This window comes from Streptomyces poriferorum, assembly GCF_019399235.1.
Lineage (GTDB): Bacteria > Actinomycetota > Actinomycetes > Streptomycetales > Streptomycetaceae > Streptomyces > Streptomyces poriferorum.
The window spans coordinates 1-13,540 of record NZ_JAELVH010000178.1; the positions used below are offsets into that span (position 1 = coordinate 1).

The 13,540-nt window shown below is 72.4% G+C and carries 14 protein-coding genes and 1 pseudogene; 6 read left to right on the plus strand and 9 right to left on the minus strand.

Annotation, left to right across the window (positions count from 1 at the left end; all coding sequences use genetic code 11):
• Nucleotides 1-485, minus strand: a pseudogene (locus JGS39_RS26730) (VWA domain-containing protein); the annotation flags it as partial.
• Between the two features lie 1,112 nt (nucleotides 486-1,597).
• On the opposite strand from JGS39_RS26730, the gene JGS39_RS41090 reads away from it, so the two are divergent.
• Together JGS39_RS41090 and JGS39_RS26740 are read left to right on the plus strand one after the other, a co-directional pair.
• Nucleotides 1,598-2,416, plus strand: coding sequence for a hypothetical protein (locus tag JGS39_RS41090; protein ID WP_236064153.1), 819 nt, complete (start codon nucleotides 1,598-1,600; stop codon nucleotides 2,414-2,416).
• Between the two features lie 152 nt (nucleotides 2,417-2,568).
• The gene (locus tag JGS39_RS26740) at nucleotides 2,569-2,976 is read left to right on the plus strand and encodes an RNA-binding S4 domain-containing protein (RefSeq protein ID WP_219572141.1); all 408 of its coding nucleotides are present in this window, start codon (nucleotides 2,569-2,571) and stop codon (nucleotides 2,974-2,976) included.
• Between the two features lie 16 nt (nucleotides 2,977-2,992).
• On the opposite strand, the gene JGS39_RS26745 is transcribed toward JGS39_RS26740, so the two are convergent.
• The 5 genes from JGS39_RS26745 to JGS39_RS26765 all read right to left on the minus strand — a co-directional run bounded on the left by JGS39_RS26745 (nucleotide 2,993) and on the right by JGS39_RS26765 (nucleotide 8,350).
• The gene (locus tag JGS39_RS26745) at nucleotides 2,993-4,969 is read right to left on the minus strand and encodes an FUSC family protein (RefSeq protein WP_219572142.1); all 1,977 of its coding nucleotides are present in this window, start codon (nucleotides 4,967-4,969) and stop codon (nucleotides 2,993-2,995) included.
• A gap of 22 nt (nucleotides 4,970-4,991) precedes the next feature.
• Complete coding sequence (locus tag JGS39_RS26750) at nucleotides 4,992-5,258, minus strand: DUF2630 family protein (RefSeq protein ID WP_372456169.1); 267 nt, start codon at nucleotides 5,256-5,258, stop codon at nucleotides 4,992-4,994.
• A 27-nt stretch (nucleotides 5,259-5,285) separates the two neighbouring features.
• Nucleotides 5,286-6,248, minus strand: a complete 963-nt coding sequence (locus tag JGS39_RS26755; protein ID WP_219572143.1) for an NADP-dependent oxidoreductase — start codon at nucleotides 6,246-6,248, stop codon at nucleotides 5,286-5,288.
• An 81-nt stretch (nucleotides 6,249-6,329) separates the two neighbouring features.
• Nucleotides 6,330-7,313: an endonuclease/exonuclease/phosphatase family protein gene (locus JGS39_RS26760; protein ID WP_219572144.1), complete on the minus strand. Its 984-nt coding sequence runs from the start codon at nucleotides 7,311-7,313 to the stop codon at nucleotides 6,330-6,332.
• A 140-nt stretch (nucleotides 7,314-7,453) separates the two neighbouring features.
• Nucleotides 7,454-8,350, minus strand: coding sequence for a hypothetical protein (locus tag JGS39_RS26765; RefSeq protein WP_219572145.1), 897 nt, complete (start codon nucleotides 8,348-8,350; stop codon nucleotides 7,454-7,456).
• Nucleotides 8,351-8,483: 133 nt separating this feature from the next.
• On the opposite strand from JGS39_RS26765, the gene JGS39_RS26770 reads away from it, so the two are divergent.
• Nucleotides 8,484-8,882: a hypothetical protein gene (locus JGS39_RS26770; protein ID WP_219572146.1), complete on the plus strand. Its 399-nt coding sequence runs from the start codon at nucleotides 8,484-8,486 to the stop codon at nucleotides 8,880-8,882.
• 95 nt (nucleotides 8,883-8,977) lie between these two features.
• Here the strand turns inward: JGS39_RS26770 and JGS39_RS26775 are convergent, their stop codons facing one another.
• From JGS39_RS26775 to JGS39_RS26785, 3 genes are all read right to left on the minus strand, one after another.
• The gene (locus JGS39_RS26775; protein WP_219572147.1) at nucleotides 8,978-9,400 is read right to left on the minus strand and encodes a universal stress protein; all 423 of its coding nucleotides are present in this window, start codon (nucleotides 9,398-9,400) and stop codon (nucleotides 8,978-8,980) included.
• A gap of 117 nt (nucleotides 9,401-9,517) precedes the next feature.
• Nucleotides 9,518-10,171: an FMN reductase gene (locus tag JGS39_RS26780; protein WP_219572148.1), complete on the minus strand. Its 654-nt coding sequence runs from the start codon at nucleotides 10,169-10,171 to the stop codon at nucleotides 9,518-9,520.
• Nucleotides 10,172-10,175: 4 nt separating this feature from the next.
• Nucleotides 10,176-11,267 carry an LLM class flavin-dependent oxidoreductase gene (locus JGS39_RS26785; protein WP_219572153.1) on the minus strand — a complete coding sequence of 364 codons (1,092 nt, stop codon included), beginning with the start codon at nucleotides 11,265-11,267 and terminating at the stop codon, nucleotides 10,176-10,178.
• Between the two features lie 208 nt (nucleotides 11,268-11,475).
• Between JGS39_RS26785 and JGS39_RS41095 the strand changes: the two genes are divergently transcribed.
• The 3 genes from JGS39_RS41095 (at nucleotide 11,476) to trpS (ending at nucleotide 13,524) form a co-directional block, all read left to right on the plus strand.
• On the plus strand, nucleotides 11,476-11,619 hold the full coding sequence (locus JGS39_RS41095) for a DUF6126 family protein (protein WP_306072262.1): 144 nt from the start codon (nucleotides 11,476-11,478) through the stop codon (nucleotides 11,617-11,619).
• 255 nt (nucleotides 11,620-11,874) lie between these two features.
• Complete coding sequence (locus JGS39_RS26795) at nucleotides 11,875-12,255, plus strand: VOC family protein (RefSeq protein ID WP_236064158.1); 381 nt, start codon at nucleotides 11,875-11,877, stop codon at nucleotides 12,253-12,255.
• Nucleotides 12,256-12,486: 231 nt separating this feature from the next.
• The gene (trpS, locus tag JGS39_RS26800; protein ID WP_219572150.1) at nucleotides 12,487-13,524 is read left to right on the plus strand and encodes a tryptophan--tRNA ligase; all 1,038 of its coding nucleotides are present in this window, start codon (nucleotides 12,487-12,489) and stop codon (nucleotides 13,522-13,524) included.
• Nucleotides 13,525-13,540: the final 16 nt, after the last annotated feature.

Here is a 13,540-nt window from a genome sequence, read left to right on the forward strand (position 1 = left end):
TTGACCGGCTCCTCGGCCTTGACCGGTTCCGCGGTCTCCGCGGCCTTGACCGGCTCCTCGGCCTTCGGCTCCTCGGCCTTGACCGGCTCCGCGGTCTCCACGGCCTCGGCCTTCACCGGCTCCGCGGTCGCCGCCGCCTCCACGGGCTTCGTCCGGGACCCCGATCCCTGTGACGGAACCGTGGGAGCGGTCTTGGGGGCGGGCGCGGCGGCCTTGTCGAAGGCTGCGGCCACCAGGTCCGCCGCCGCCCCGCCGTCGTCGTCCTTCGTGGGCCGGGAGGCGGTGGACGGGGCCGGCTCCGAAGAGGCCGGGGCCGGTACCGACACCTTGACGGCCGGGGCGGGTTCGGCCGCGGGCTCGTCCACCGTCACCGGTTCCGGTGCCAGGGTGCGCTCGCCCTGGGCCGGGACCGTGGCCGTCGTCGGCTCGTCCTGCTCCGTGCGGTCACGGCCGAACACCTTGCGCAGCAAGCTCCGAATGCCCATGGGCGAGGCCTTTCGCATGAGTTGGGTGCGATGAATGTCCGTACTGCGGGAATTGATCCCTGGCCAGGGCGGATACGTAAGGTTAGCGGCCGGATCCGGCCCTTCGGCGGCGCGGCCCGCCCGTGGGGGAACTGAACCGCAACCGATCCCGTACCGAGTCCTGTGACCGGGGTGTGCGGACCTCATGGATGTCGTCGGTAAGTCGTTCGCACACGCCCCCGAGGTGCCCGTTCGCATTGCTAGCGTGAGCGGCCGGTGCGTCTGACGAACAGTCAGGTGCGCCGTTTCTGTTATCCGCAGATGTGACAAGAAGGGCTCTCGTATGACGAACCCATCCCGCCGAATACGTCTCGCGGCCTGCGCGGTGGCGGCCGGGGCGATGCTTTCCGGCCTCGCGCCCACGGTCGGGGCGAGCGCGGCGCCCGTCTCCGGACCGGCCTCGGGGGTCCCGGCCGCAGACGATCCCGTACCGGATCACGAAGGCATGCCGGACGACGGCTTCGAGAACGAACCCGAGAGTGAACAGGACGACTTGGCCGGGGCCGCGACCGCCGGTGCGAGCAGGGGCGCCGTGGCGGCAGCCCCGGTGCCGGGCCGTCCCGCGGACTTCGAGCTGGCCAAGGGCACGGACCTGTCCGGGCTCGTGACGAAGCTGGACGCGGGGCTCCCGAAGCAGGGCCTCACGGAACTGCTGGATCAGGCCAACCGGCCGGCCGCCGACTGCGGTACCGCAGGTATCTACGGCCCCGACCTGACCGTCAGCCACCGCATCTGCTGGAAGGCCGACGACGACGCCACGTCCTCGGAATGGGTGCCGCAGGCCATCTCGGGTGTATCGGACGCCCAGGAGGACGAGGACTGGGGCACGTCGAACGCCGAGCCGGTCGCCGTGGGCGGCTACGACGCGGTGAACCCGGGCCGCAGCGACTACGCGGCGGGGCGCGACAACTGTCTGAAGAGTTCCGCCTCGGACGCCTGCAACGAGAAGGGCATCCGGGTCACCTTCTTCAACCAGGCGACCAAGATGTACCGCCATGTACTGCTGGTGTGGCCGTACATGAAACGTCGTCGTCTCGGGCTGCGCCGCGCAGAACGGCATCCACGCGGGCGGCATGGTCTGGTACGGCAACCATCTCTACGTCGCCGACACCGCCAACGGCATGCGGGTCTTCGACCTCCGCAAGATCATGGACCTCAACCCGGACAACGACGCGGCCGTCAACGACCCGACGCCGGACGGCCTCGAAAGCGACGTACAGGACAAGAAGCGGGTCGGCCGTCAGAGCAACGTCTGGTACGGATACGGCTACCGCTACGTCATGCCGCAGGTCGCCACGCTGAAGTTCACCACGGCGAAGAACGGCGGCACCACCAGCGAGAACCAGTGCTACGCCACCGGCCGGCCGAAGGCCTCGTACATCTCGCTGGACCGCACCGGAACCGACCACATGGTCCTCGGCGAGTACTGCAACACCAACAACGGCGGCAGCAGCCCCGGCCGGGTGGGCGCCTATCCGATGAGCGCACTGACCGCTGCGGTCGAGGGCTCGACGGGGACGGCCGCGAGCGCCGACGAGGCCTACGGTCTGCCCACCGGGGCCGCGTTCGGCAACGAGGACCTGTGGCACAAGATCCAGGGCGCTATGCGGTACGAGGGCAAGTGGTACTTCCACCGCAGCAACGCCTACGACAACGGCCGGCTGCTCCAGGCCACCCCGGGCACAGTCGGCGGAACGACGCAGCTGGTCGGCAACGCGAAGACCCTGCAGACGTCGTTCGGGCCCGAGGACCTCTACCTCGCCCACGGGCGCGGTGACGGCTTCGCGCCCCAGCTCTGGTCGCTGAGCGAGCACGCGCCGAGCAAGTGCGGGGCGTGCAAGCGGGAGGTGTACAGCTACAACATGTCAGAGGTGATCAGCGACTTCGGCTGATCCCTCGTGCTCGTCCCCCGGGCGGGCTCGTCCCCCGGGCGGGCTCGTCCCCCCGGGGGGCGCTCGTTCCCCCCGGGCGGGCTGATCCTCCGGGAGTGCTGACCCCTCGGGCGTCCGCCGCGCCCGCGGCCGTCCGCACTACAGTCGGACCCATGGTTTCCGGTGAGGCGCCGCAGGCGGCAGGCAGCGTTCGGGTCGATGTCTGGATCTGGTCGGTCCGGCTCACGAAGACCCGGGCGCAGGCCGCCGCCGCCTGCCGCGCGGGTCATGTGAAGGTCGCGGGCGAGCGGGCCAAGCCGGCCCAGGCGCTGCGCGTCGGGGACGAGGTGCGGCTGCGGCACGACGGCCGGGACCGGGTCGTCGTCGTGTCGAAGATCGTGAAGAAGCGGGTCGGGGCGCCGGTGGCGGCGGAGTGCTTCGTCGACAACAGCCCGCCCCCGCCGCCGCGCGAGACCGCGATCCAGATTCCGGTACGGGACCGGGGCGCGGGGCGGCCGACCAAGCGGGACCGGCGCGAGATGGACCGGCTGCGGGGGGCCGGGCCCGAGCCCACGGAGTGAGGGTGAGGGCCACGGCCTACGGCTCGGGCGAGGCGATGGCCCGTGCGGCCGCCACTTCCTGGCGCAGCGGCGCCAGGACGCCCTCCTCGTCCCCGGGGAGTTCGGTGCGTACCGCCACCAGGACCTTGCTCGCCCGCACCCCGTCGGCCAGTTCGCGGAGCTGTTCCTGGACCGCGGCGACCTCGGCCGGTTCGGGTTCCTCGGCTCCGTGGTTGACGCGGACACGGGCCGCCGTCGTGGCGTCGACGATGCGTTCCACGGCCACGACCAGCGGCCACCATGCCGCGGCGCGGGTTCCGGTGGGCGGCGGCTCGGTCAGGGCGCGCTGGAACTCGGAGCGTACGGACGACAGATCGCGGTAGATGCGGCGGCGGGCGCGGACCCGTTCGGCCCGGTCGCCGTCGCCGCCCGGCTCGAACGCGACCCCCACATAGTCCGCGATGTCCGCGACCGCGTCGGCCAGTCGGCGGCCGATCCGGGAGTGCCAGCTCTCCGGCCACAGCAGATATCCGGCCACCAGCACGATGGCGCAGCCGATCAGGCTGTCCAGGAAGCGCGGCCAGACCAGGTGCACGCCCTCGTGGTTCAGCAGGTCCGACAGGAGCAGGATGACCGGGGTGACGGCCGCGGTCTGGAACGCGTATCCCTTCGCCGTCAGCGCCGGGATCAGCGCGGCGAGCAGCATCATCACCGGTACGTCCCACCAGCCGACCGGCACCTCCGCGAGCACCGGGGCCGCGACGACGAGTCCCGCGGCCGTGCCCACGGAGCGCAGCACGGCTCGGGAGAACACCGAGCCGAAGTCGGGCTTGAGTACGAAGGTGACGGTCAGCGCCACCCAGTACGAGCGCGGCACGTCGATCAGCGAGGTCAGCGCCTGGGCCAGCCCGATGCAGAGCGCGAGGCGCAGCCCGTACCGCCAGGAGGGCCCGGACAGCACGACGTTGCGGGTGGCGCGCCGGACGCGGACCCCGAGGGCCGCGGGCCGGCCGAGCCGGTCGTCGACGTTGTACGGGTCGGGGTCGGCCTTGTGCACGACGGCGGCGGCATGGCGCAGCGCGCTGTCCACCGCCCGGGTGGCGGGTGAGCCGGGCGGCGGCAGGCGGGGTTCGTCGCCACCGGTGCGGGTCTCCTCGATGTCCTCGGCCAGTGCCCGCACCGCGGCGGGGATCTCGTCGGGCAGCTGGATCCGTCGTACGTGCACCGCGGGTGCGGCCTCGACCAGCGGGATCACCACGTTGAGCTGGGAGAGCATCCGCACCATGGTGCCGCTGCGGCCGTGATAGCGGGCGCGGCGGGCGAGGACCAGGTCGTAGGAGGTGTTGAGCGACTCGGTGACGGCCTGTCGCTTCTCCTCGTACGCCTGCGTGCCGGCGGCGGCGAGCAGATCGGCGACCGCGAGATAGGTGTCAGCGACCGCGACGCGTTCCGGCAGTTTCCGGCGCAACGGCCAGGCCAGCAGCGTCAGGGCGAGAACGAACAGTCCGCCCAGCGTCAGCAGCAGCGGCGCCACCCACCACGGGTCCGGCATCGGGAGTCCGGCGCCCACGACGGAGTTGAGCAGGAGCAGCAGGCCGGACACGGAGGCGACTGCCCCGATCGTCGACATCATTCCGGAGACGAGGCCGATGACCGTGAGCACGGCGACGGCCGCCCAGCCGGTCCCGTACACGAGGGTGCCGGTCATGATGCCGAGAGCGCCGAAGAACTGCGGCACGGCGATGTTGAGGATGCGCATCCGGTAGGCGTCGGCGGTGTCGCCGATGACGCCGGAGAGCGCGCCCATGGAGGCCAGGGCCCCGTACATCGGCCGGTCGGCGGCGAATCCGGCGGCGAGCGGCGTGGCCAGCGCGATGCTCGCGCGGGCGACAGCGGCCCAGGGAACGGGCGTGGGGAGGGGGCGCAGTCCGTAGCGCAGCCAGACGGGCGGTGTTCCGCGCCGATGCGCCGCGGTGGAGGAGGGGGCGGTTCCGTCGGTCCTGCTACCGGTCAATGCGTCCCCCTCCGTGCAGCGGTCAGCTGCGGTACCCCTCGACCTCGTCGGCCGGGCGGACCCGGGCCTGCGCCGGGTCCTCGCCGTACTCGCTCAGGGCCCGGCGCTGCCGCAGCAGGTCCCAGCACTGGTCGAGCCGGACCTCCACGGTACGCATTCGTGCTTTCTCCTCGGCGGACAGGCCGGGTTCCCGGCCGTTGCGGTCGCGCAGGGCGCGTTCCTCCGCGACGAGTCCGTCGATGCCGCCGATGATGTCCCGTTCCTGGTCGCCCATGACGTGTTCCTCCATGACGTGTTCCTCCCTGCCGTACCGGACTCAGCAGTGCCCGTGCTCCCTCAGCACGATGACGGTCTTGCCGCGTGCCCCGCCGGTCCGGTTGCGGTCCAGGGCCTGCGGGGCCTTCTCCAGGGGAAGTTCGATGTCGATGGGGACGCGCAGGACACCGTCCGCGGCGCCCGCGGCCAGCACGTCCAGCAGGACCGGGCTCGGATCGAGCCGGAAGTCGATGCCCCGCACCGTCGCGGGCAGCGCCGCCCCGGCCGCGACGCCGCGGGTGGAGAGCGCGACGGCGCCCGGCCGGAGCGTCGCGGCGTGCGCGGCGAAGGCCTCGGGGGTCGCGGAGGCCAGGTCGGCCAGCGCGTCGACGCCGTCCGGGCAGGCCGCCCGTATCGCGTCGGCCGCCGGGCCCCCGGTGACGTCGATCGTGACGGAGGCGCCGAGCGACCCCATGCGGGACCGCTCGTCCCCGCGCACCGCGGCGATCACGCGCACGTCCCGGGCCTTCGCGAGCTGGGTCAGACAGCTGCCGACCCCGCCCGCCGCGCCGACGACCAGCAGGCTCTCGTGGCCCCGGAGCGACACCGCCTCCAGGATCTGCGCGGCGGCCATCCCGGCCGACGGCAGCGCGGCCGCGATCCGGGCGTCCAGCCCGAGCGGGACGAGGGCGACGGCGGAGTCCTGCGACACGCAGACGTAGTCGCCGTAGGTCCCCGCACCGGCCGCCGGACCGCCGGCCCGGCCGAAGACGTGGTCGCCGACCCGGAACCGGTTGTCGCCGCTGCCGATCATGTCCACCCGGCCCGCGTAGTCCACGCCGACGACCAGGGGGAACACCTGGGGCGCGGAGCCGTCCGGGGTGCCGTCCGCGAGCTGCCGGTCACCCGGGTTGAGCGAGGCGTACTCGATCCGTACCCGGACATCGCCGGGTCCCGGGTCCGGCTTGGGGACGACGACGAGGGCGGGGTCGGCCCCGAGTGAGCTGACGGCGATGGCTCGCATACGCACGACCTCCCAGTAGCCCCCGCGGTCACCTCTCCCACTCTTGCCCGGCCCGGCGGCGCCCGCACGTCGGCACGGGACTCACCCGCCGTCGTGCAGTTCGAGGGCGACGAGCAGCGCGCGGTGGTCGGTGGCGGCGAGGCGCAGGAACCGGGCCGAGCGGACCGAGAACTCCCCGCTGACCAGCACATGGTCGATCTGGGCCCGCAGCGGTGTGGGGCGGTCGGCGGGCCAGGAGTACGTACGGGAGGAGCCGGCGAGGCGGGCGCTGTCGTGGAGGCCGCCCGCGTCGAGGACGGCCCGGAAGGCGGCGTGGTCCTGGGAGGCGTTGAAGTCGCCCGCCACGATGGCGGGCCGTGCCCGGACGGCGGCGGCGAGGTCACGGATCCGGCCGAGCTCGCGGCGCCAGGCGGCGACCTTGCCGGGGACCGGCGGCATGGGGTGCGCGAGCTGGAGCCGTACCTCCCGGCCCGCCACCTCGGTGACGGCCCCCGGCATGGCCATCGCGCCGTCGACCCGCCCCGCCGGGCGCAGCGGGAACCGGCTGAGGATCGCCGAGCCGAGCGAACCGTCGAGCCGCACGACGTCCCGGTACGGGTACGAGGCGGCCGGGACACGGGCGGCGAGCGCGTCGGCGCACGCGAAGTCGCACTCCTGGACGAAGACCACATCGGGCCCTTCGCGGCGCACCGCCCCGATCAGGGCGTCCGTCGCGTCCCCGAACTCCACGTTGGAGGTCAGGACGTCCAGCCGGGCCACCACCGGGCCGTGGGCGCCGGTGCTGCCGGGGCCGTACGGGCGCACGAACCAAACGGTCAGCGCGAGCGCCACCGACGCCCACACCAGTCCTCCGCGCCACCGGGCCAGCGCGGCCAGTCCGAGAGCGGCGGCGCCGGGCACCAGGAGCCAGGGCAGGAAGGCCAGGGCCTGGGGGACGGGGGTCGTGCCGTCGGCGCCGGCGGCCCGGAAGCCGATCAGGACGCTCACGCCGGTCAGGAGGAGGGCAGCCGCCCAGAGCGGGGCGCTCCTCAGGACAGCGGACGGCTCATGCCCCGCCGGACTCATGCCCCGGCCGCCTCGTACCCCGGCCGCCTCGTACCCCGGCCTGCTCTTGTCCCGGTCGCCTCGTGTCCCGCGCTGCTCATGCCCCGGCCGTCTCGTACCCAGGCCTGCTCATGCCCCGGCCGCCTCGTACCCCGGCCTGCTCATGCCCCGGTCGTCGGCGCCGGCAGCACCCGCTGGGCCCAGATCCGTGCCGCCACCGCGCACACGGCCACCGCCAGACCCGTACCGAAGACGATCCACACCGTGGTGCGCAGCGACCCGGTCAGCGCGTCGTACACCGCCGCCGCCCCGTCCGTTTCGCTGCCGGGCACCTCGGCCAGCACCCGGTTGCGCGCCAGCGCGATCGCCCCGCGCAGCACCAGTGCGCCGAGCGCGAAGCCGGCACCGGCGACGGCGGTCGCGGCGAGTGCGGCCAGGGCCGAGCCGCGGCGGCCCGGCCCGCCGCGCACCCAGGCCAGGAGGACGGCGAGCAGCGCGAACACGAGCGTGCCGACGGCCGGCCAGATACTGGCGGCCCGCAGCCACCGGAAGCTCTGGCGCATCTGGTCGGCGCGGTCGGCGGACACGATCTGGATGTCGGTGTGCTGGACGGGGATCTGGTCGGCGAACGGAACCCCGTTGTCCACCAGGTTCTGCTTCACCTTCTCGGTCACGGGGGCCAGATCGATGGTGACGCTCTCGCCGCTGTCGCCGTCCAGTGCCGCGGTGACGGCCTCGTGGGCGGTGCGGTTGGCGGCGTTCCAGGCAGCCTGGAAGGCGTCGGTGGTGGTGAACGACCGCACGGCCTCGTGGAGGAAGTCGCGGACGGTGCCCTGGAGCGGGCCGACGTCGATCTGTTTCATCGCCTCGTCGGTGATCAGGTCGGCGACGGTGTTCTGCACATGGGGGTCGGAGGCGAGTGGCGCCACCGCGGCCACGTAGCGGTCCGTGTCGTCGATCTCCAGATCGACCCAGGCGGACAGCGCGCTCAGCGGCACCAGGACGGCGAGCAGCACCAGGAGTGCCACCGAGAGAGCCGCTGAGAAGTAGGTCCGCACCTCACCAGAAAACCGTGGATACCGGGGCCGCGCCCCGGGCCGTAGGCCATCCGAGTTGCCGGGGGCGACGGCCGGGTGTGCCCTGGAAGGGAACGTGAAGGGAAAGCGGGGGCGACGGAAGGAGCTTCCTGCCATGGCCGCACACGCTTCGGTGCAGGCACGCGGAACGCATGCGCGTGCTCAGCGCCATTCCACGATGAGCTGGGCCGTGCCCGTCACGCTCGGTGTGATCCTCGGCTGGTACGCGACGTCCATCGTCCGCGGCGGCGGTGTGCTCACCGGCACGCAGCTCGCGCTCGGACTGGTCTCCGGCGCCGTGCTCGCGGCGCTCTGCTTCGGTCTGGGCCGGGTGCAGAAGCGCCTGCCGGCCGAACTCGCGGCGGCCGCGTACGGTGCGCTGTTCGGCGGCTCGGTCGGCTTCCTCTACAGCCTCTCCGGCAAGAGCGTGCTTGCCGCATCGGTGCTGGGTCTGCTGACCGGGGCGGGCATGCTGGTCTTCGCGTTCTACTACTTCTACACGCGGGGGGACTGAAACCCGCCGCCGCGCCGTTGCCGGCACGGCGCCGCCTCTTCCGGTACGGGCCCGCGCTTCGCCGCGCGGGCCCGTACCGGTGTGCGGAGTCTTCGTCAGCCGCGGACCACGGTCACCGGGCACGGGGCGTGCTGGGTGACGTGCAGGCTGACCGATCCGAGCAGGGTCGCCTTGAGGGCGCTGCGACCACGCGCTCCGACCACCAGCAGATTCGCGCCCTCGGCCCGGTCGAGCAGGGCCTGGGCCGGGTTGCCGATCACCACGACCTTGCTGATCTCGGCCGCGCGCGCACCGCCGACGGCCTCCTCCAGCGCCTCGGTGAGGGACACCGTGGCCAGGGCCTGGGGATCGAAGTCCTCCGGCATCCCCGGCATCATGGACGCCCAGCTGGTCGCGGGGTACTCCCAGCTGTTGACGGCCTCCACCGTGTCACCGGTCAGCTCCGCCTGGCGTACGGCCCAGTGCAGTGCCTTGATCGACGACTCCGAGCCGTCAACGCCCACCACGATCCTGCCCATCTCTGCCTCCAGCTCGCTTCCGCTCGGTCATGCCGGTGCGCCGTGCGGGATGCCCGCAGGACCCACCTTCCCGTGCAACTGTAGTCAAACCGGGCGAAAGCACAGCCGCTGGGTCGGTCAGGCCGGCCGGAGACCGGCGAGCTGCCGCTCGAAGGGGACGACCTCGTCGTCCAGTCCCAGGGCCTTCGAGGCCCCGGAGACCGCCGCGCCGCCCGTGACCGCCCGCGCGAGTTCGCCGCCCGCGCGCCGGATCCGGGCCGGCAGGCCTTCGGTGTACTCGTCGCCCGACGAGCCCCAGTCCTCCGACGCCGCGTACACCGACGTCGGCAGCGTGACGGCCCGCAGATAGGCGAAGAGCGGACGCATCGCGTGCTCCAGCACCAGCGAGTGCCGTGCGGTGCCGCCGGTCGCCGCGACGACGACGGGCTTGCCGGTCAGCGCGGTGTTCTCGACCAGGTCGAAGAACGACTTGAACAGGCCGCTGTACGAGGCGGTGAAGACCGGGGTGACGGCGATCAGGCCGTCGGCCTCCGTCACCGCGCCGATGGCCTCCTCCAGCGTGGCCGACGGGAAGCCGGACACCAGGTTGCCCGCGATGTCGACGGCCAGGTCGCGCAGTTCGATCACGCGGACCTCGACCGCCCGGTCCTGCTCGGTCTCCAGCCGTTCCCGGGTGGCCGCGGCCAGCCGGTCGGCCAGCAGCCGGGTCGAGGAGGGGCTGCTCAGGCCGGCCGCGACGGCGACGATCCTCAGCGGTTCGGTGGTGAACACGGTGTCAGCTCTCCTTCACGGCAGTGGTGGCGGCGTTGACGGCCGGGTGCAGGGGCGCGGACTCGGGAACGCCGGCGGGCCGCAGGTTGGCGAACTCCTTGCGCAGCACGGGGACGACCTCCTCGCCGAGGATGTCGAGCTGCTCCAGGACCGTCTTCAGCGGGAGCCCCGCGTGGTCCATCAGGAACAGCTGGCGCTGGTAGTCGCCGACGGCGTCCCGGAAGGACAGCGTCCGCTCGATGACCTCCTGCGGGGAGCCCACGGTCAGCGGGGTCTGCTGGGTGAAGTCCTCCATGGAGGGCCCGTGTCCGTAGACCGGCGCGTTGTCGAAGTACGGACGGAACTCCCGTACCGCGTCCTGCGAGTTCTTGCGCATGAACACCTGGCCGCCCAGGCCCACGATGGCCTGCTCGGCGGTGCCGTGGCCGTAGTGGGCGTAGCGCTGCCGGTAGAGGTTCACCATCTTCTTCGTGTGCTCGATGGGCCAGAAGATGTTGTTGTGGAAGAAGCCGTCGCCGTAGTACGCGGCCTGCTCGGCGATCTCCGGGGAGCGGATCGAGCCGTGCCAGACGAACGGCGGGACGCCGTCCAGCGGGCGCGGGGTCGCGGTGAAGGACTGCAGCGGCGTACGGAACTTCCCCTCCCAGTCGACGACGTCCTCGCGCCACAGCCTGTGCAGCAGGGCGTAGTTCTCGATGGCGAGCGGGATGCCCTGGCGGATGTCCTTGCCGAACCAGGGGTAGACCGGTCCGGTGTTGCCGCGGCCCATCATCAGGTCGACGCGGCCGTCGGCGAGGTGCTGGAGGGTGGCGTAGTCCTCGGCGATCTTCACCGGGTCGTTGGTGGTGATCAGGGTCGTCGAGGTGGACAGGATGATGCGCTCGGTGCGGGCGGCGATGTAGCCGAGGGTGGTCGTCGGCGAGGAAGGGACGAACGGCGGGTTGTGGTGCTCGCCGGTCGCGAACACGTCCAGCCCGACCTCCTCGGCCTTCCGTGCGATGGCGACGGTGGCCTTGATCCGCTCGTGCTCGCTCGGCGTCGTGCCGGTCGTGGGGTCGGTGGTGAGGTCCCCGACGGTGAAGATCCCGAACTGCATGGCGCCCGCCTCCAGGTTCATATGGTTGAACGTTGAACTATCTGACACACCCTACAACGGAGCACCCCGCTTCCCTATTCCGCGTACCTCCCGCCTGCCGTGCCCGCTGCGTACCCTGACCGGAGACGGAGGCCGCCCGAGCCCCGGGCGGATGGAGACAGGCGTGAGCGGGACCGGAGCGGACAGCGGCGGAGCCGTGCCCGAGCAGGTGAGCGAGGGCGGGGGCGGCGGCAGCGAAGGCTGGAAGGAGCGCGGCGTCGCGCTGCGCGTCTTCGTCTACGTCTTCGCCACGCACCTGTTCGCGGGCTTCGTCTGGATCCTGTTCTACGTGGGCGAGCACGCGAAGAAGTAGCCGGGCAGGCAGGGCAGGGCGGCCGGAGGAAGGCCGGAGCACGGCGCTCCACGCGGTGGCGGCCGCGACAGCCGGCGCCGTTCCGCAGCCGTGGTCCCCGTCCCGCAGCCGTAGTCCGCAGCTCCGCAGGACCAGGACCATCGGCCGATGCGGGTGCCCGCGCCGGACGCCTACGCTGCGGATCCCGGCGCGCACCCGAGCGGGCCGACGGCAGAGAGGCCCCTCGTGCTGTTCAGCGGTCACACCCACATCCGTATGGCCCGCCCGTCCCGGGATCTCGCGGCCGCCGAGCGGTTCTGGGCGGCGGGGCTCGGGCTGACGGTCCTGTTCCGGGCCGAGGGAAGCGGGGAGCCCGGTGAGCACGATCTGCTCATGGTGGGGCACCCGGACGCCTCCTGGCACCTGGAGCTCGTGCACGGCGGGGACCAGCCCGTGGACCCCCGCCCCACCGACGAGGACCTGCTCGTCCTCTATATGGACGGGCCCGTGCCGCAGGAACTGGTGGACCGGCTGGAGGGCCATGGCGGCACGCGGGTCGACTCGCCGAATCCGTACTGGAACGAGTGGGGCGTCACCGTCGAGGACCCGGACGGGTACCGGCTCGTGCTCTGCCGGCGCGGGTGGTCGAACTCCTGACGGCGGCGGAAAGTCCTCGTGCTCCCGCCCCCGCGCCCCGCTAAGCTCGCCCCATGACCTCCGTACCGTGCCGCAACTGGTGGCGCTCCTCCTAGGAGCGGCCACCTCTTCAGCACGGGACCAGGGCCGTTCGCCACGGACGGCCCTTTTCTCTGCCCTCTTCCGGTACGGGCTCCGAGCCCGGCAGGGGCCGTCCTCCACGCACACACCATCGCGAGGAGAGACCGAGCCATGACCACGACCTACGCCGACAGCACCGCCACGCTCGACGAGCGGATCCACCGGGACCCCGCCGCCTTCCGGGTCCTGACCGGCGACCGGCCCACCGGGGCGCTGCACCTCGGGCACTACTTCGGCACGCTCCACAACCGGGTGCGGCTCCAGGGACTCGGGATGGAGGTGTTCGTCCTCGTCGCCGACTACCAGGTGCTCACCGACCGGGACGTGGCGGAGCGGCTCACCCCGATCATGGAAGGGCTGCTGCTGGACTACCTGGCCGTCGGCATCGACCCGGAACGGTCGGTGATCTTCAACCACAGCGCCGTACCCGCGCTCAACCAGCTGCTGCTGCCGTTCCTGAGCCTGATCTCCGTCGCCGAACTGGGCCGCAACCCCACGGTCAAGGACGAGATCGCGCACTCACGGCAGGCGGCCGTCAGCGGTCTGATGTTCACCTACCCGGTCCACCAGGCGGCCGACATCCTGTTCTGCAAGGGCAATCTGGTGCCGGTCGGCCAGGACCAGGTGCCCCATCTCGAAGTGACCCGGACCGTTGCCCGGCGGTTCAACGAGCGCTACGGCCCGCTCTTCCCGGAACCCGAGGCGCTGCTCTCCGCAGCCCCCCTGCTGCTCGGCACCGACGGCACCAAGATGAGCAAGAGCCGCGCCAACTCCATTGCCCTGAGCGCCGACGAGGACGCCACGGCCCGGCTGATCAAGGGGGCGACGACGGATGCCGAGCGGCACATCACGTACGACCCCGAGGGCCGGCCCGGGGTGTCCGGTCTGGTGCAGCTCGCCGCGCTCTGTCTCGACCGGGACCCGCATGACGTGGCCGAGGAGATCGGGGGCGGGGGCGCGGCGGCCCTCAAACGGACCGTGACCGACGCGGTCAACAGCCGGATGGCGCCGTTGCGGGCCCGACGGGCGGAGTACGCACGGGACATGGGCTACGTCCGCTCCGTGCTGCGGGCCGGCAACGAGCGCGCCAACACCATCGCCGACGCGACGCTGGCCGAGGTCCGGGAGGCGATGGGGGGCCTGCTCTAGGTGTTCTGTCCACGGA

Coding starts and splice junctions, on each gene's coding strand:
- JGS39_RS41090 (WP_236064153.1), top strand. CDS start 1,598: ATGGTCTGGTACGGCAACCATCTCTACGTCGCCGACACCGCCAACGGC.
- JGS39_RS26740 (WP_219572141.1), top strand. CDS start 2,569: ATGGTTTCCGGTGAGGCGCCGCAGGCGGCAGGCAGCGTTCGGGTCGAT.
- JGS39_RS26750 (WP_372456169.1), bottom strand. CDS start 5,258: ATGGAGGAACACGTCATGGGCGACCAGGAACGGGACATCATCGGCGGC.
- JGS39_RS26755 (WP_219572143.1), bottom strand. CDS start 6,248: ATGCGAGCCATCGCCGTCAGCTCACTCGGGGCCGACCCCGCCCTCGTC.
- JGS39_RS26760 (WP_219572144.1), bottom strand. CDS start 7,313: ATGAGTCCGGCGGGGCATGAGCCGTCCGCTGTCCTGAGGAGCGCCCCG.
- JGS39_RS26770 (WP_219572146.1), top strand. CDS start 8,484: ATGGCCGCACACGCTTCGGTGCAGGCACGCGGAACGCATGCGCGTGCT.
- JGS39_RS26775 (WP_219572147.1), bottom strand. CDS start 9,400: ATGGGCAGGATCGTGGTGGGCGTTGACGGCTCGGAGTCGTCGATCAAG.
- JGS39_RS26785 (WP_219572153.1), bottom strand. CDS start 11,267: ATGCAGTTCGGGATCTTCACCGTCGGGGACCTCACCACCGACCCCACG.
- JGS39_RS26795 (WP_236064158.1), top strand. CDS start 11,875: ATGGCCCGCCCGTCCCGGGATCTCGCGGCCGCCGAGCGGTTCTGGGCG.
- trpS (WP_219572150.1), top strand. CDS start 12,487: ATGACCACGACCTACGCCGACAGCACCGCCACGCTCGACGAGCGGATC.